The organism is Pseudoalteromonas piscicida (assembly GCF_002744175.1).
In the GTDB taxonomy this organism is placed as follows: Bacteria; Pseudomonadota; Gammaproteobacteria; order Enterobacterales; family Alteromonadaceae; genus Pseudoalteromonas; species Pseudoalteromonas piscicida_B.
In genome coordinates, this window is sequence record NZ_NKHF01000077.1 from 100,573 (window position 1) to 118,816 (window position 18,244).

15 protein-coding genes are annotated in these 18,244 nt (G+C 44.1%); 4 read left to right on the top strand and 11 right to left on the bottom strand.

The window, feature by feature from the left end; translation table 11 throughout:
* Window positions 1–4 precede the first annotated feature (4 nt).
* The 6 genes from rng to CEX98_RS16915 all read right to left on the bottom strand — a co-directional run bounded on the left by rng (window position 5) and on the right by CEX98_RS16915 (window position 6,482).
* Window positions 5–1,477 carry a ribonuclease G gene (gene rng, locus CEX98_RS16890; protein WP_099643193.1) on the bottom strand — a complete coding sequence of 491 codons (1,473 nt, stop codon included), beginning with the start codon at window positions 1,475–1,477 and terminating at the stop codon, window positions 5–7.
* Window positions 1,467–2,045, bottom strand: a complete 579-nt coding sequence (locus CEX98_RS16895) for a Maf family protein (RefSeq protein ID WP_099643194.1) — start codon at window positions 2,043–2,045, stop codon at window positions 1,467–1,469. Before CEX98_RS16895 ends, rng begins: the two co-directional genes overlap by 11 nt.
* Complete coding sequence (mreD, locus tag CEX98_RS16900; RefSeq protein WP_099643195.1) at window positions 2,045–2,524, bottom strand: rod shape-determining protein MreD; 480 nt, start codon at window positions 2,522–2,524, stop codon at window positions 2,045–2,047. Before mreD ends, CEX98_RS16895 begins: the two co-directional genes overlap by 1 nt.
* Window positions 2,517–3,359 (bottom strand): rod shape-determining protein MreC, encoded by an 843-nt coding sequence (gene mreC, locus CEX98_RS16905; RefSeq protein WP_099643196.1) that lies wholly within the window; start codon window positions 3,357–3,359, stop codon window positions 2,517–2,519. The genes mreD and mreC overlap by 8 nt, the downstream gene beginning before the upstream one ends.
* On the bottom strand, window positions 3,359–4,402 hold the full coding sequence (locus CEX98_RS16910) for a rod shape-determining protein (RefSeq protein ID WP_099643197.1): 1,044 nt from the start codon (window positions 4,400–4,402) through the stop codon (window positions 3,359–3,361). The genes mreC and CEX98_RS16910 overlap by 1 nt, the downstream gene beginning before the upstream one ends.
* Before the next feature lie 67 nt (window positions 4,403–4,469).
* Window positions 4,470–6,482: an SUMF1/EgtB/PvdO family nonheme iron enzyme gene (locus CEX98_RS16915; RefSeq protein ID WP_099643198.1), complete on the bottom strand. Its 2,013-nt coding sequence runs from the start codon at window positions 6,480–6,482 to the stop codon at window positions 4,470–4,472.
* A 289-nt stretch (window positions 6,483–6,771) separates the two neighbouring features.
* On the opposite strand from CEX98_RS16915, the gene CEX98_RS16920 reads away from it, so the two are divergent.
* A complete protein-coding gene (locus tag CEX98_RS16920; protein ID WP_099643217.1) occupies window positions 6,772–7,680 on the top strand; it encodes a 1-aminocyclopropane-1-carboxylate deaminase/D-cysteine desulfhydrase in 909 nt (302 codons plus the stop codon).
* A gap of 63 nt (window positions 7,681–7,743) precedes the next feature.
* On the opposite strand, the gene CEX98_RS16925 is transcribed toward CEX98_RS16920, so the two are convergent.
* The 4 genes from CEX98_RS16925 to CEX98_RS16940 form a co-directional block, all read right to left on the bottom strand.
* Window positions 7,744–9,330: an EAL domain-containing protein gene (locus CEX98_RS16925; RefSeq protein WP_099643199.1), complete on the bottom strand. Its 1,587-nt coding sequence runs from the start codon at window positions 9,328–9,330 to the stop codon at window positions 7,744–7,746.
* A gap of 687 nt (window positions 9,331–10,017) precedes the next feature.
* Entirely contained in the window at window positions 10,018–10,680 is a 663-nt protein-coding gene (ssb, locus tag CEX98_RS16930; protein ID WP_099643200.1) for a single-stranded DNA-binding protein, read from the bottom strand.
* A 17-nt stretch (window positions 10,681–10,697) separates the two neighbouring features.
* Window positions 10,698–12,065, bottom strand: a complete 1,368-nt coding sequence (locus CEX98_RS16935; protein WP_099643218.1) for an MFS transporter — start codon at window positions 12,063–12,065, stop codon at window positions 10,698–10,700.
* A gap of 109 nt (window positions 12,066–12,174) precedes the next feature.
* Entirely contained in the window at window positions 12,175–12,921 is a 747-nt protein-coding gene (locus CEX98_RS16940; RefSeq protein ID WP_099643201.1) for a substrate-binding periplasmic protein, read from the bottom strand.
* 180 nt (window positions 12,922–13,101) lie between these two features.
* Between CEX98_RS16940 and uvrA the strand changes: the two genes are divergently transcribed.
* Together uvrA and CEX98_RS16950 are read left to right on the top strand one after the other, a co-directional pair.
* On the top strand, window positions 13,102–15,924 hold the full coding sequence (gene uvrA / locus CEX98_RS16945) for an excinuclease ABC subunit UvrA (RefSeq protein WP_099643202.1): 2,823 nt from the start codon (window positions 13,102–13,104) through the stop codon (window positions 15,922–15,924).
* A 50-nt stretch (window positions 15,925–15,974) separates the two neighbouring features.
* A complete protein-coding gene (locus tag CEX98_RS16950) occupies window positions 15,975–17,069 on the top strand; it encodes a hypothetical protein (protein WP_099643203.1) in 1,095 nt (364 codons plus the stop codon).
* On the opposite strand, the gene CEX98_RS16955 is transcribed toward CEX98_RS16950, so the two are convergent.
* Complete coding sequence (locus CEX98_RS16955) at window positions 17,050–17,448, bottom strand: acyl-CoA thioesterase (protein ID WP_099643204.1); 399 nt, start codon at window positions 17,446–17,448, stop codon at window positions 17,050–17,052. The genes CEX98_RS16950 and CEX98_RS16955 overlap by 20 nt on opposite strands.
* Window positions 17,449–17,477: 29 nt before the next feature.
* Between CEX98_RS16955 and CEX98_RS16960 the strand changes: the two genes are divergently transcribed.
* Window positions 17,478–18,179, top strand: coding sequence for a 2OG-Fe(II) oxygenase (locus tag CEX98_RS16960; protein ID WP_099643205.1), 702 nt, complete (start codon window positions 17,478–17,480; stop codon window positions 18,177–18,179).
* Window positions 18,180–18,244 lie beyond the last annotated feature (65 nt).

Here is an 18,244-nt window from a genome sequence, read left to right on the forward strand (position 1 = left end):
CTTTTTACATCATTACCACATCAAACTGCTCTTGACTGTACAAGCTCTCAGTTTGAATACTAACTTGTTTACCAATAAATAACTCAAGCTCAGCCAAATTGTGATATTCGTCATTAATCAGCGCTTCACTCACCGCTGGCGCTGCATAGACCATAAACTTGTCTGCATCATAGGCACGGTTAACTCTAACAATCTCTCTCAAGATCTCATAGCACACAGTTTCAACGGTTTTTAGGGAACCACGACCAGAACATGAAGGGCAAACATCACAAAGGATATGTTCCAAGCTTTCACGCGTGCGCTTGCGGGTCATTTCTACCAGACCAAGTGCAGACAAGCCATTTATATTGGCTTTTGCCCGGTCTTTAGACAACGCCGTTTCCAAAGAGTGCAATACTCTGCGCTTATGCTCATCAGAAACCATATCGATAAAGTCGATGATAATAATACCACCCAGGTTTCTTAACCTTAACTGCCTCGCAATGGCTGAAGTTGCTTCAACATTAGTATTGAAAATTGTTTCTTCAAGGTTACGATGTCCTACGAATGCACCGGTGTTAACGTCAACGGTAGTCATCGCCTCAGTTTGATCAATGATCAAATAGCCACCCGATTTAAGCTCAACCTTGCGATGCAGCGCTTTTTGGATTTCAGATTCGACATCAAATAAGTCAAATATAGGTCGCTCACCGGGATAGTATTCAAGTGCATTGGCAAGCTGAGGAACAAACTCCTCGGTAAATTGCTTTAATTCTTGATAGGTGAGTTTAGAGTCAACCCGAATACGCTCCATATCTTCGCCGACATAATCTCGTAATGTACGAAATGCGAGCGTCAAATCTTCATGCAAAATTCTCGCTTTACTGGTTTTACGACGACGGCTTACTATTTTTTGCCACAGCTTCTTCAAAAACTCGGCATCATGCTTTAGCTCAGCTTCCGAAGCACCTTCAGCGGCGGTACGAACAATAAAACCACCGTTTTCGTCATTATAATGCGCGACAATCTCTTTTAGTCGGTCGCGCTCTTGTTCGGTCTCAATACGCTGACTGACTCCAACATGCGTTGCATCAGGCATAAACACCAGGTAACGAGACGGTATGGTAATATCTGTGGTCAGTCGAGCTCCTTTGGTGCCAAGGGGATCTTTAACCACTTGTACCATAATGAACTGGCCTTGTTTAACCAACTCACGAATATCCTGCACCTTTTTCACTGGCGATTCAGCAACGCCTTCTTCGATTGAGGCACTATTGACGATATCAGAAGCATGTAAGAACGCTGCTTTTTCCAAACCGATATCTACAAAAGCAGCCTGCATACCAGGTAGTACGCGGCTTACTTTACCCAGATAGATATTGCCCACAATACCTAAATTACCGATCCGCTCAACCTGAACTTCTTGCAGTACACCGTTTTCAATTAAGGCGACGCGACTTTCACTTGGGGTGACATTAATTAATAGTTCAGTGCTCATAATTATTTAAAAACCGTTGAATTAGTTCATCTGTCTCATACAAAGGTAAGCCGACTACGGCAAAATAGCTACCTTGGATCTCGGTTACAAAGCGTCCACCAATCCCCTGTATGCCATAGCCGCCGGCTTTATCTTGAGGCTCGTTGGTTTCCCAGTACCTATCTATCTCTGAGTCGCTCAGGGCTTTAAAGGTAACATGAGTTACTATCACGTCACTCAGTACTTTGTCTGGATCAGCAAGTGCTATCGCTGTCATAACCTGATGCGTATTACCAGAAAGGCGTTGCATCATGGCCGTAAAATCCGCTTTATTGCGTGGCTTTCCGAGCGCTTCTCCATCAATAACGACAACAGTATCGCTACCGAGCACAGGCCTGTCGGTGTAACCAAGTGCGACACCAGACTGCGCTTTAAGTCGTGCTAAACGCTCAACAAGCTGTTTTGCAGATTCGTGTTCAAGCGGGCTTTCATCCGCATCGACACTGAATTGTTCAAACGCATAACCTAACTGTGCAAGCAGCGCTTTTCGGCGCGGAGAGGCCGAAGCTAAGTATAAAGAGATAGACATTATCGGATCCTAAACTGTCTACGGTATTTTCTCAGTAGTGGGAATATCCACAACCAACACACCATCCCCGTGACCGCAGGCCACAAATAATGCGGGTTAAAGTAGATATCAAGCAAGAAATGATTAAGCCAAAATTGTAACAAATGATAGAGCGCCAAAAATAACCCGATCAATACTGCTTGTTGCCAAATGGAGAAATTACGAATTTTTTGAAAATTGCTGGCAGTGATATAGATACATATAGAATAAGTCAGTGAGTTCACTCCCAGCGGTGACCCCATAGCCAAATCAATGACTAGCCCTGTCATCCAGGCCCAGCCAATATTGACCCGATGTGGTACAGCTAAGGACCAATACATCAGCACCAACAACACCCAATCAGGGCGAAATGGCTCAAGTGAAAAAGGCAGTGGCATTAGTGCCATGATCAGCGCAACAAAGACACTTAGAGCAATCAATAAATTACTGTGTCTACTCATTATTAATCGCCTCTTGGCTACGTTTACCCAAAACCACGAGTAACCGAATGCGGTCTAATTGGGCAATAGGTTCAGCCTGTACTTGCGCAAATGGCAGCCCTTCATCACGATCAATCTGAGTGACGACCGCTACCGGGTAACCTTCAGGGAAGGTTCCACCCAGTCCCGAAGTGACCAACACATCACCAATACGAATATCCATGCTATGCGGAACATGGGCTAGTCGTACACTATTGATTTTTCCTGTGCCTTCAACAACCGTTCGTACATCATTGCGTAATATACGCACTGGTGTTGCATGCGTTGTGTCTGTCATCAGTAATACACGAGACGTTGTCGTTCCCACCTGCGTAAGTTGCCCGACGATACCCATTTCGTCAATCACGGCTTGCCCTTCACTGATCCCATCAATGGTGCCACGATTAATAACAACCTGATGACTATACGGATTTGAGTGTACAGAAAGTACCTGTGAGATGAGCCTTTGGTTTGTTTCTCTTGCTGAAGCACCTAACAGCGCGCGTAACTCTTGGTTTTCTTTTTGCAAGAATTGTAACTGCTGTAGTTGCTCACTCTGTATCAGCTGCCTTTCTCTAAGAACCTGATTTTCTTGTTGTAGTTTTTCTCGAGTATTAAGGCTTTTTAAACCAAGATTGAAGGCTTCATATGGAAGGTTCGCGACATACAGCAGGGGACTAACAAGTGTGTTTAAACTGGTTCGCACCATAGTACCGCCAGCCGTGTAGCGGTCACCAATGATCAGAATAATACTAAGCACAACTGCGACAGTAAGTCGCAGTTGTAAAGGAACGGTTCGGCCAAATAATAAATTCATCAGTCGTAACTAAAAACGTCACCACCGTGCATGTCTATCATTTCTAACGCCTTACCGCCGCCTCGGGCCACACAAGTGAGGGGGTCATCAGCTACTACCACCGGAATACCCGTTTCTTCCATTAATAAGCGATCTAGGTCTTTTAGTAATGCGCCACCTCCAGTTAACACCATACCATGTGCTGAAATATCTGATGCCAGCTCTGGCGGCGATTGTTCAAGGGCAACCATAACCGCACTTACAATGCCCATTAGCGGCTCTTGTAGTGCTTCTAAAATCTCATGTGAGTTAAGCGTAAATGAACGTGGTACACCTTCAGCAAGGTTGCGGCCGCGCACTTCAATTTCAACGGGTGTTTCACTCTTAAAGGCAGAACCAATCTCGTGCTTGATATGCTCCGCTGTTGCTTCACCAATCAAACTACCAAAATTACGGCGTACATAATTGATGATAGCTTCATCAAACTTATCACCGCCAATACGTACAGATGATGAGTAAACAACACCATTAAGAGAAATAATAGCAACTTCAGTTGTACCACCACCGATATCAACTACCATTGAGCCAGTTGCCTCTGACACAGGCAAACCTGCACCAATAGCTGCAGCCATAGGCTCTTCTATTAAGTACACCTCACGGGCACCGGCTCCCATTGCTGACTCACGGATAGCACGCTTCTCTACTTGCGTTGCTCCACAAGGTACACAGATCAGTACTCGAGGGCTGGGGCGCATAAAGTTGTTGTTGTGCACTTGCTTAATGAAGTGTTGTAGCATTTTTTCAGTGACATAGAAGTCAGCGATAACACCATCTTTCATTGGTCGAATGGCTTTGATGTTTCCAGGCGTCCTACCCAGCATCTGCTTTGCAGCCGTACCTACCGAGGCGACACTTTTCGGGCCGCCTGCTCGCTCTTGACGAATCGCCACCACCGATGGCTCATTCAGTACGATGCCTTCTTCTTTCACATAAATAAGTGTATTTGCCGTCCCTAAGTCGATAGAGAGATCGTTAGAAAATAATCCGCGTAATTTTTTAAACATGAGGCTGGGTGACCTTTCAGAATTCTGTCAAACAAAGCAGCATCACCTGCTGCTCTAAATTTACTACTTATCGCTCTCGAACCAATCGAAAGCCAATATAATTCGCTCTAAAATCTGGCGCTAACGCAAGACGAGTCGACACTCGTGCCAAACTCGGGGCGAAGTTCCATGCACCACCACGCACTGTAACATCGCTCTGAGATGCACGTTTTTGCGTCCATTCCCACACGTTTCCTACAGTGTCATATAAGCCATAGCTATTCGGTGAAAACTGGCCGACTGGCGAGGGACTTTTATTAGACCACTCACTACCGCACCAACCACAGTTAGCTAAGTTTCTTCCGATTTCGTTACCCCAAGGGTACTCTGATGCCGTACCTGCTCGAGCAGCATATTCCCACTCGACTTCATTGGGTAATCTATACTGTTGACCCTTTTCGCCTGATAGCCAGTTAGCATACGCTTTTGCATCATCATAAGCGACACAGACCACAGGAAAGTTATCCGATTGCTCATACCCTGGACTTTCCCAGTTGTACTCAAGCTCCCAAACGGGCTCACCATTTTTGTAATAAGCACAACCTTTGCCTTGTTCTGCTAACGTTTTATAGCCCGTACTTTGTACGAATCGACGAAAAGCCGCAACAGTCACTTCCGTGCTTTGCATCGCGTAGGAATGGCTTAGCACTTTTTCCACAACGGGGCGCTCGTTTGGTAAACCATTACCTGTGAGGTCGCCCATTTTAAAAGTACCAGCAGGAATTATGGTCAGCTCATTCTCAGCTGCTGGCTTTACAGCAACTTGCACTTGTGGCGCTGCTGGTTCCTCTTTTTTTGTTACGACAGCGGTAACAGCCTGGCGCTTTTTAACCAGTTTTGCATTGATTGTGCGTGCAGCTCGTAAGTTAATACGAGCTTTATACGGCTCATAGCCAATTTTGCGAATTTCAACGTCATGAAACCCCATTGGGATCGCAACGGTTGTTTTGGTTGCGCCATAACTTACGCCATTGATGAACACTTCATCATCGTAAACATTAGACCGTAAAGTTAACTCGACTGTTTTATCAGCCGTTTGAGACTTTTTTACAAGAGGGGTCTCCACTATCGGCTGTTTGGCAATAGTGGCAACTTCTACAGCTTCGGTTTGCTGATCTGAAAAAGTGAGTTGGCTATCACTATAAACCGTTGTGTAATTTGACTGATAATTTCCAGCAAGTGGCGTTCCATACTCAGCACAGTAACGATTGTCTAGGCTAAGTAAGTTACATAATCGACTGCTATTAACATCACCTCGCATTGTCACGCTAAGATTGACGCTATAATTGCCCTGACCGCTAAACCCACTGTTTACCACATGACTGCTGACTACATGCACTTGCGCGCCAGCCATATTGCGCTTTGGCTCTACCACTCGGCTTTCAGTTAAGTTAGCGAAGATTTGATCAATAAAGCGCTTAGTGGCTTTTTGCAGGCCCATTTGTTGACCACGTTGTTCACATGCTGCCAAGGTTTCTGTGCGTTTACAGTTGATTGTATGCTCAACCTCCAACGTCCCTTCACGAGTAAACTCGTTACGCAACCTTTCGACTCGTGCTGTACCAAGTTGGTCTTTTAAATTTTCTAGGGTATTCACTAAGGTGTGCTTGGTGACACGAACTTGCTCAATGTCTTTTCGTTGTGATGCAATCGCCGCTATTTGCATCGCAATATCTTCTTTATTCTGCTTATGCTCAGCTACAGCCTGCTGGTAGCGTGATTGTGCTGCCGAGATATCGATAGAAGGATCGTCAATCAGCCTCCGATACAGCTCATTCATTGCATCTAAGGCTTGGTTTTTTTCTTTATCTAGTTCACCAGAGCGTTTTCTCAATAATTCCAACTGAGATTGCAGACGCGTTTCCTCTGCTAGGTGTTTTTCCAGAACGACCGAATATCTATCTAATTCACTCTGTTTATTAGATAATTCAGACTCAATGGCGGTGACTGTTGCAGTATCTTGCGCCATGGCGCTTGAGGCAACAGTACCCATGGCCAGAATCGAGGCCGAGATAATAAAAGTTAAAGGAGCAATTCGCATATGTTCCATTCCCAACAGCGGCAATTGTTTGGTCTTGTTATTTCTTATAGTTAGGGCTCTATGCTATGTACTTACAAAGTAAAACACAAGCTTTGCACAATTAATATCTGAGTTTACAACTATTAACCAGCGTCTTGCCAGTTTTTAGAACAGATTTTGTCGATTTTTCTCCAACATTACGATGTGTTACGAGTTTTCAACTACAATAACGGATTTACTTGGCAAAAGCTGGATTGAAACACCTAAGCTGTTTACTATAATAAAGACTTCCTGCTTGACCGATATCACCATGCTAGCACTCTCAGACATTCATGAATCTCCTATACAAACCATTCGTCACCCAGTGCTGGAGAAACACGCTCTCACACTGCACGTAAAGCGCGATGATCTGCTTCACCCAGTTATTCAAGGGAACAAGTGGCGTAAACTGAAATATAATTTACAACACCTGCAACAATCCGGATTGAAAGAGCTCGTTACCTTCGGTGGTGCATTTTCCAATCATTTGTATGCAACGAGCATGGCATGCAAAATTTTCGCGATAAAAGGCCACCTGATTGTCAGGGGACCTGAGCTGGATCCTCACAACCCCACATTAAAAATGGCCAGTGCATGTGGACTGACCTTGCACCCTGTCAGTCGGTTAGAGTACAAAAAAAGGCATCAAGCTGATTATTTACAAGCGCTTCAAACTCGATTTAAACATGCATTCATCATTCCCGAAGGGGGAACAAACATACTCGCTTTGAAAGGAGTAGAAGAGCTAGCAAGTACATTACCCGCTAGCGATTATGTGATGACTGCTGTCGGTAGTGGCGGAACACTCGCAGGCCTTGTGGCAGGCACACCTGAACATACTCAAGTATTGGGCATTGCAGTGCTCAAAGGAGCTCAATATTTAGAGCAAGAGGTAGGCAATCTTCTCCCCGATAACACGACTAAACCTTGGCAGATATTGCATAATTTTCATCATGGCGGTTATGCAAAAACAACACCTGAGCTACTTTCTTTTTGTACTCAAATGAAAAAAAGATATGCTCTGCCACTAGAGCCGGTTTATACAGGAAAGCTGTTTTTCGCTATTTTTGCGCTAGCGGAACAAGGCTATTTTGAAAACGGCAGCGTGATCACTGCAATCCATACAGGCGGGCTGCAAGGCCTTGATGGCTTGAGGTATATGCAAAAAAACATAGCTTAAGAACCGTGCCTGAAACAAAATAACTCAGTGGTTGATTAACTAACTTCTTATCCCGAGTTCAGGTTAATGAATATCCGCGAGTTGCTCTAGTGGGGCAGAAAAATAATGACCTTGGGCCCCTTTTACTCCTAAGCTTTTTATACAACTTAACTCGTCAATGGTTTCAATGCCCACGGCATAGACAGGAATTCCCAAACTTCTAGACTGCATGACGATTTGCTTGACCGTACGTTTTCGATAAGCTGACTTTTCAATGCCATGTACTAACTCATAACTGAGCTTAACCGCTTTCACCACTTTTATCAGTGGAGAAGCGCTCAAGGTAATGGCCTGTGAAACGTTATCTAAGTAGATATCACATCCTAAACGGTTGAGTGTTAAAAATGCGGGCTCTAGCACATCGCTGTGTTGGTGAACTTCTTCAATACTGAGTTCAAATCCAATTGCAGCACCACAGTGAGAGGCAATGAGTTGGGCTTCCAGCCAGTGAATAAAACGCTCATCTAGCCAGCTATTAATATGCAAGTTAATACTGACCTTACCAAAGTTTCTCTCTTGCTCGTATACAGACAAAACCTGCTTGACGATAGCTCTGTCAAGAAATTGAAATTGTTCAGGAGTATACAAGTGTTGAATAACTTGCCTCGCCGAGATCCGTCCCATTTCTTTGTGTGAGATCCGTAACAGCGCTTCACTCACAATCACATCTTCGGCCAAAAAATCAAACAGTGGTTGAAAAAACAATGAGAACTGTCCGCTTTTAAGGTACTCCAATAAAGCCTCGCCATCCTCATTCAATCGTTTGGCGAGTAACTCTGTTAAGTGGACTAAGTGGATGTGTTGCCAAACTTGATTTTGCGCTATCGACAGTGCCGACTTAGCGCTTTGATAAACTTGGGTTTGCTGCTTATTGTGCTGATAAAAACACGCCCCTAGTTTTACTTTGCTGCGCGACAGATCTCCCCGAAACTCAAGTAATACTTTAAATACAATCTCATGCATTTGTTTTGCTAGCGCCATCCCTTCACTTGCGCCGACCTGCTTAACCGTTACCGCAAGTGCACCAGATGCAAGATATTTAACCGCCACTGTGCCGAATTCTCCCACCCCTTTAACTAAAGCAAGTTGGAAATGCAGCTGTAAATCTATTTCTTTCGGAGTACTGCACTGCCAATGAACTAATGCAAATAAGGAGTAATGCCCTTCCGCGGCTGGGGCGGTTAGCATGGCCTGTGTATCCATCACTGGCGTCGAGGCTACTTTACCGTACAAAAACCACCAGCGATGAACAAATAGGACTAGGCCTAGTGACAATAAATTGAAGAAAATTAAGATGTAACCATGGCTCAACCATACCGACTCGTGGTACAGCGTAACGACCTCTCCGTTACGTGTAAATCTATGCACCTCTGTATTGTAGGCAGGCGTTAATGAAAAACCATATTTGGTAGCAATTTCGCTTGCTTCTTCTAGCCTTGTCTCAGCAGACAGAAGCACTATTTCTGCAGCCGCCTCCTCACCTTGAGTATGTACCTGAAGGTGTAATAAATGATTAAGTAAGAAATTTAGACATAACAAAACCGCTAAACAGACCATGACTAGCTTCTTTTTGTACTGACGACTAAATCCATCTAACAGCTGTATTGGCATAACAATTTTGTTGGGTAAGAAGATAACTGAAGTGTTGTTCAAAATAGTGCAAAACTCAAGCTGGGTACGGCTTTTAATTGCATAGAAAAGTTAAGCACCTGAGCATAAACTAGAAATGACTAAGATTTTTATTCCCATAGAGTTGTCGGTTAACTGTTATGCCAGTGGCACAAATCAAATAGAGTACTAAAAGCAACAACTCCAGCACATGACTAAAGCTTTTAACTATATGATTATAAATTTAAAATTTCATTTGTTGAGCCAGCTTGCTCAAACAATTCGATGCTAGATGACGTAGAATTAATTGGCTTGGCGAAAAGAATTAATTATTTTTGATTCACTAAAGGTATTGCAGCCATATCCATGCCGCTGTACTAGCCTTAGATAGTAACCTTCAACTTATTAAAGATAAACGTCCCCATACAAGCCAAAACCTTGGTTTTATTGTCTCTGCGATTTTATCCGGTTGTGAAGGCTGAAAAATATCGAAGTATTCGGGCCACTTTTGACGAAGCATTAAAGGCCGAGCTTATATTTGGTTAACAAAGTGGGCTTTCACTCTGACCTAGCTTTGTTTGAAAAAATAAAAGTGAAGTGTAAAAAATAAAAACCCAGCCTGTTCACTGGGTTTAGTTTAATACTTTGATTAAAAGCGATTTATATTTACGCTTTTAGATATACCAGAAATTAGAACGGAATATCATCATCAAAATCAATTGGTGGCTCCATTGGGTTTGAGCTACCACCTGATTGTGACTGGTTTTGATTCTGTTGTGGTGCAAACCCACCTTGCGATTGACCGCCAAACCCAGAAGACTGCTGTGTATTCTGCTGCGATTGCTGAGGCTGCTGCGGTGCGAATCCACCTTGCTGCTGGTTTGATTGGCTTTGCTGTGGCTGTGCATATTGCTGCTGCGGCGCTTGATTATAGTTTTGCTGACCATAATTATTTTGCTGCTGTTGACCGCCTTGGTACTGGCCACCGCCTTGACCTTGCTGCTCACCACGACCGCCCAACATTTGCATTTGGCCGCCCATGTCTACAACGATTTCCGTTGTGTACTTTTCTTGGCCACTTTGATCTGTCCACTTACGTGTTTGCAAACGACCTTCGATGTAAACCTGTGACCCTTTTCTTAGATACTCACCAGCCACTTCCGCCAACTTGCCAAATAACACCACGCGGTGCCACTCAGTACGCTCTTGTAGTTGGCCTGTATTCTTATCTTTCCAGCTATCTGTTGTCGCAATGCTGATGTTAGCCACGCCGTTACCGTTTGGCATATAGCGAACTTCAGGATCTTGGCCCAGATTACCTACCAAAATTACTTTATTAACACCACGTGCCATGGCATTGTCTCCTCACACTATGACAAGCCAAGTACTTGCTTGGCTTGCTTTAAATCAAAAACTTTATCGTCTACTTTCAGGTAGCTACGATTTTCATCGCTTGCTACAGTGGCTTCAAGTACACCCGGTAATGAAACCAATCGGTCCGCCAATTCCGTCGCTTGTTGCTCATTTTCTACAGCAGAAACCAAGCTGATCGCCTTGCTTTTCGGTGGCACTTGCATGCCCCATGCGATAACAAACCATATTACCCCAATAATAGCCGTTGCGGCAAATATCGTATCGACAGCAAAATTTTGCGCCAACATACCGCCTAATGCACCACCAATAAACGCCCCCAAAAACTGGCCCGATGAGAATACCCCCATCGCAGATCCCTTTTGGCTTGCAGGCGCAATCCGAGAAACCAATGCAGGCATGGTTGCTTCAAGGAAGTTAAAGGCAATAAAGTATAATAGCATTGCTCCCGCTATCACCCATAAAGAATCTACAAAACAATATAAAGTGATTGAGCTTATTACCAACATGGCTATGGATAACAAAAAGGTTTGCTTCTCTTTTTGTTTGCGAATTGCCATGATCATCATCGGTGCCATCAGTATAAAGGCAAGCAAAAACACGGGAATATACAGTTGCCAATGTTTATCAGCAGCGAGCCCATCTCGGATCAGTTGACCCGGTAAAGCAACAAAAATTGTGGTTAGAGTTAAGTGTAATAGGAGTACACCAACATCAAGCCTTAATAACTGTGGGTTTTGGATCAAGCGCCGAATGTCAGCTAAGCTCGCTATCGTCTCACCTTTAGGCGCTTTGTTCACTGCATTAGGCACCATAAAAGTAATAATACCAATACCAACCAGTGCAAGCACAGCCGTTAACCAGAAAATACCAGCAATACCAAATGAGGCTGCAATCATAGGCCCTAATAGCATGGCAACCGCAAAGCTCATGCCAATGCACATGCCAATCACCGCCATCACTTTAGGGCGCTGTTCATCACGGCTTAGATCTGCGGCTAACGCCAACAAAGCACTGGCAATTGCCCCCATGCCTTGTAGTGCACGACCAAAGGTAACCCAATAGATGGAATCGGCTAACGCAGCAATCACTGAGCCTAGCGCAAATACAAGTAGGCCACCCACAATGATAGGCTTGCGACCAAACTTATCAGACAGCCACCCCATTGGAATTTGCAACAGTGCTTGCGTTAAGCCATAAGCACCTATCGCCAAGCCAATCCATAGTGGTGAGACATCTTGTAAAGATTGACCATAAACAGCCAAAACAGGCATCAACATGAACAAGCCGAGCATACGAAAAGCGAATACGCCAGCAAGAGAAATCGCGGCGCGCTTTTCTGTCGGATTTAGAGAGTCATTAGACATAAGGCGGTATTCATCACTATCGAAAATCACGCGCAAGTTTAACAAACTCTTTTCGTAACTTATACCAATTTGCTTAATTTAAGTCGCTGATAAGTTGATAAACTCAGGTTCAGTTAACTCCGTACTTGGCGCTGATTTGACTAAGCTTACCGCTACGTTTTAAACGCTCAAATGCTTGGTTTAAACGTTGCAGCCTTTCATTAGAGGTGCGCTTTTTACTGAAGGCATAATACACTGGCATTTCATTGATAATAAAGGGGTTGATCGTAAGCTTCTCAAAGTCTGGGTTGCTTTTGCTTTGATACAATACATTGAACTTTTCTTCTAAAAAACCTGCAATTCGCCCTTTTTTAAGTAGTGTTAGTTTCACCTGGTTATCTGGCACGTAAATAAACTGTGTTTCACGCTCGGTGCGTTGAGCTAAGCGCTCCATAAATGCTTCGCCATAAAAAGCATCTCTATGGATTGCTATGGGTTTGGGTAAGTTAAACAATGATTCCAATGTGTCTAGTTGATAAGGCTGTTCCGTATTCATTGCAAATACGATGGTTTCCATGCGCTGTGGCCCAACGAAATAAGCATATTGCTCTCTAGCAGGCGTTTTGGAGACACTTAAGATCAAATCTATTTCGCCTTCTTGCAACAGCTTTAATGCTCTTCCCCATGGAATGCTCACAAAGCGATAACCACACCCAGCTTCATCTAATAGTGCTTTAGCAAAATCAACATCCATTCCGTGCCAAACGAGCTTTTCATCTAACGTCGACTGCGCGGCATAGTTTTCAAATCGAACTATCAGCTCACAACTAAAAGCGCTGTGACAAAGCAACGCAAATAACCACAATAATCGAGACAAAATCAAGATTCCAAGTTGATCTGTTTAATAAGTTTAGTTCGTTTAGCAGAGATAACTTAATTTTGTATTCGGGATGCGGTAATCTGTTCACCTCACATCATGATATGACTGGTTCATGTTTCAAATTGATGGATTAGTATCGCTTACTCATTACAGTGCACGAGAACACACAAGGGTCGTATGGATAAAATAGAAGTCAGGGGTGCCCGCACCCACAATTTAAAAGATATCTCTCTCACCATCCCACGAGATAAATTGATAGTGATCACAGGTCTCTCTGGTTCGGGGAAATCATCTTTAGCATTTGATACCTTGTATGCAGAAGGCCAGCGTCGCTATGTCGAATCCTTGTCAGCATATGCAAGGCAATTCTTATCGCTGATGGAAAAGCCAGATGTCGATCATATCGAAGGTCTTTCCCCTGCTATTTCCATCGAGCAAAAGTCGACTTCCCATAACCCACGTTCAACGGTAGGGACCATCACCGAGATATACGACTACTTAAGATTGCTATTTGCCCGAGTCGGTGAACCAAGGTGCCCTACCCATGACTTGCCGCTAGCGGCACAAACTATCAGTCAAATGGTCGATACGGTGCTGGCGCTACCTGAAGGTAGCAAACTAATGCTGTTGGCACCTGTGGTAAAAAACCGTAAAGGTGAGCACGTAAAATTACTTGAGGAACTTGCAAGCCAAGGGTTTATCCGTGCTCGTATTGACGGTGAAGTGTGTGATTTATCTGATCCGCCGACGCTTGAACTTCAGAAAAAACATACAATTGAGGTTGTTGTTGATCGCTTCAAAGTAAAAGAAGGACTAGAGCAACGCTTAGCAGAATCGTTTGAAACGGCACTTGAGCTTGCAGATGGCATCGCGCAAATAGCGTATATGGACGAAAGCGACGCCGATGAACTGGTGTTCTCTGCAAACTTTGCTTGTCCTAGCTGTGGTTATGCCATGAGCGAACTAGAGCCTCGACTGTTTTCTTTTAATAACCCAGCCGGTGCTTGCCAAAGCTGCGACGGCTTAGGTGTTAAACAATATTTTGATCCAAAACGTGTGGTGCAAAACCCTGAGCTGAGCTTGTCGGGTGGCGCGATTAAAGGCTGGGATAAGCGCAGTTTTTACTATTTTCAAATGCTTAGCTCGGTCGCTGAACAATATGGGTTTGACTTAGAAACACCGTTTCAAGACTTGCCAAGTAAATTCCAAAACGTCGTACTTGAAGGCTCAGGCACAACTAAAATTGCCTTTAAATACCGTAATGACCGAGGCGATTTAATCACTCGAAACCACGAGTTTGAAGGCGTACTTAATAATATGAACCGCCGCTATCGTGAAACCGAGTCAAGCTCAGTGCGAGAAGAGCTCGCTAAGTATCAAACCAGCCAGGCTTGTCCAAGTTGCCACGGCTCTCGTTTACGCGAAGAAGCTCGCCATGTCTTTATTGGTGCAACCAACCTACCTAGCGTAACAACCATGAGTATTGGCGAAGCCAGTCAGTTTTTTATCGACCTTGAGCTAAGCGGACAAAAAGCGCAGATCGCTGATAAAGTACTGAAAGAAATTCGCGATCGTTTATCGTTTTTAATCAATGTTGGACTAAACTACCTTTCGTTAGAACGCAGTGCAGATACTCTATCAGGCGGTGAAGCACAGCGTATTCGTCTGGCAAGCCAGATTGGCGCAGGGCTCGTTGGCGTAATGTACGTGTTAGATGAGCCTTCAATAGGCTTGCACCAGCGCGACAACGATAGGCTGCTCAAAACACTCACGCACCTAAGAGATCTTGGCAATACCGTCATCGTGGTTGAACATGATGAAGACGCGATCCGCGCAGCGGATCACATCATCGACATCGGCCCAGGCGCAGGTGTGCATGGTGGCTATGTTGTCGCAGAAGGTACTCGTGATGAGATAATGCAAAGTAAAGACTCGTTGACGGGTCAATATCTCAGCGGTGAAAAACAGATTGCAGTGCCAGCCCAGCGTCATCAATGTGATGACAAATGGCTAGAGCTTAAAGGTGCCACTGGTAACAATTTAAAGCATGTCGATCTAAAAGTACCAGTTGGTTTGATGACCTGTGTCACTGGCGTGTCTGGTTCTGGTAAATCGACACTGATCAACGACACTTTATTTAAACTCGCTCACCAAGAGCTAAATGGTGCGACGACACAAGAGGCCGCGCCTTATGACTCCGTCCACGGACTCGATCACTTCGACAAGGTTATCGATATAGATCAAAGCCCTATCGGGCGCACACCACGCTCTAACCCAGCTACTTACACAGGGATTTTTACTGCAATCCGTGAGCTATTCGCAGGCACACAAGAAGCGCGTTCACGCGGCTATAAAGTGGGTCGCTTTAGTTTTAATGTAAAAGGTGGCCGCTGTGAAGCTTGTCAGGGGGACGGGGTAATCAAGGTTGAAATGCATTTCCTTCCCGATGTTTACGTTCCATGTGACGTTTGTACAGGTAAACGCTATAACCGTGAAACACTTGAAGTACTTTATAAGGGTAAGAATATCCATGAAGTACTAGAAATGACGGTGGAAGATGCACGAGAGTTTTTTGATAAAATCCCAGCGATTAACCGCAAATTACAGACACTAATGGATGTTGGTCTTTCGTACATTCGCCTAGGGCAGGCAGCAACAACCTTATCGGGCGGTGAAGCGCAGCGGGTTAAACTCGCCAGAGAGCTATCCAAACGAGATACGGGTAAAACACTGTATATCCTTGATGAGCCAACAACCGGCCTACATTTCCACGATATTCAACAACTGCTGGCTGTGCTTCATCGTCTTCGCGACCATGGTAATACCGTCTTGGTGATCGAGCACAACCTCGATGTAATCAAAACAGCGGACTGGATAGTGGATTTAGGACCAGAAGGTGGTTCAGGTGGCGGCCAGATACTGGTTTCGGGAACGCCTGAAACCGTCGCTAACTTTGCAGGCTCTCACACAGGTAAGTACCTAAAACCTTTATTGTCATAATTTCTAAAAGTATCTATTATTGGTGCATAATAATTATAAGTTAGCTTATTATGCACCAACTTCTCGCGCCAAAAAATTTGACTGCCTACTTCGCTAAGGTACGTTTTGGTATCGGCCAGTTTTGGCAGAGCCTCACTCAAGCTCAGCGTTACTACCTAATTAGCTTCATTATTTTTTTATTCAGCTTGACGGAAAACGAAGACGATCACTTCACGGCATTTTTGATTTTAATTACCACCGTTATCGCATTATGTTATGAGTTTTGGCCGCGAATCATGCGGTTTTGGGAAAGTGTTCCTGGCAAGACATTAATTCTATTATTCTACGCATTTATTGCAAACTTTGTACTGGTTCAAGCCGATGGCCGCATCAATGATTTAACTGGCGTGAGTACAGATAACTTCCCCTACACCCACAACTTAAGTGTTCTGCTGTCATTGCCTACTTGGTTCTTTATTACCAGTACCTTCTTATTGGTATTGACGCAGATCTGCATGACTTTTTATGTCATTATTCTGTTTTTATTGAAGCCGTTTCGGATCAAACCCTTTTGGCATGAAACCCATTATCGCTTTCCAGCTACAACCGCAATAATCAGGCTTATTATGTGTTTTGTGCTACTGGCGTTTTTAATCATTGGTATCGCAAAGTCAGGCGCGTCTTCAACATTTACCGAGCTCTCATCAGATTTTAAAATCGATAAAAATGGCATTTCATTCAAGGCCAGTGGCAACATACCTGACTCCATGCATGCTGAAGTAGTACAAACTGAAGCGGTCACCGAGCAAATCCAACAAGCGCAAGTTGAGGCCCATGGAGCAACAACTCAATCAGCAACAGATACATCTGAAGCGTCTGAATCATTAGAAGTATCGATTAAAAACGAACCAGATCCAGACTTACATGAACAAGGTAAACTCTATAACGAACTGCTTAACCAAATCCTAGCCTATTTTATTTTTCGATTTGAATCCGATGGCAGTTCGCGCTGTGAACAAAGTGAAGGCAGTAATGTCGTTGAGCTAAATGATTATGAAATCTTAGAGATCATGCCCAGCGATACCGCTGAATATGGTTACACCTATACCGTAAAGCCTTGTATTTCAGCGGCCATTGGCCATCAATTTAAACCTCAGCAACCATAAAGTTTGCCAGTGCCTCACGCTCTTGCTGGCTAAGCGACTGTGATTGCTTGCTCGCAAAGTCATAACGCACCATAGTGGTTTTCCCTTCTGCGCAGCACTCTCCGTGCTGCCACGCTTGTTGCAAAATAACAAACGAGCTATTTCCGATGCGCTCTATAGCCGTTTTGACTTCGACTTCCTGACCGTAAAATAGCTCACCCATAAAGGTCACCTCTACCTTAGCTACAATTAACTTCCACGCCGTTGGATTTAAATCTGGTGTAAATATTTTGAAAATAGGTGTGCGTGCAGCTTCAAACCATACTGGGAGTACGGTATTGTTGATATGTCCAAGCACATCGGTGTCGCTAAATCGCGGCATAAGCTTTTCAGACAGCATAATAACTCCAATAAAAACTAGGGAAAAACATGAGTGATTTTATTCGCGTTTACGATAACGCACTCAGTTCAGACTTTTGCGATGAATTCGTAACAACCTTCGATCAAAGCCCATATTTAAAACAGGGGACTACATCTGGTGGTGTCGACTTGAGTAAAAAAGTCAGTCACGACCTGTATCTAAATTCTTATCCAGACTATGCCAAACAGTTACAGCACATTCAACAGGTTACGGCAAAGCACTTATTTGAGTACCTAGAAGAGCATTTCTTTATTATTATTGGTGCGTTTGGGTTAAAAGTATACCACCCCAAAACCGGTGAACCCGTTGACTTAACGGTTGATAACTTTGAAGAAGTTGGCAGACCACAATTGCCTGTACTCGCGCAACAACTATTCCGACTAGGGGCAATCCAAGCTCAGCGTTATCAGGTAAATAAAGGGGGGTATCCGTATTGGCACAGCGAAGTTTACCCACAGCACGATCACAATGAGGCATTGCACCGCGTGTTACTGTTTATGTTTTACCTTAATGATGTCGAGGAGGGTGGCGAGACTGAGTTTTACTACCAACAGCGCAAAATTGCACCGGTGAAAGGCTCCATGGTAATAGCGCCGGGCTACTTTACCCATACCCATAGAGGTAATATTCCAATTTCCAATGACAAGTACATACTGACATCTTGGGTGTTATTTAATCGAGCAGAGCAACTCTACGGCACGCCCAAATAACCTAACCTCATGTGAATTCGAGAGTGTACTCGCTAATTTAAGCAAGCGAACGTCAAAAATATACT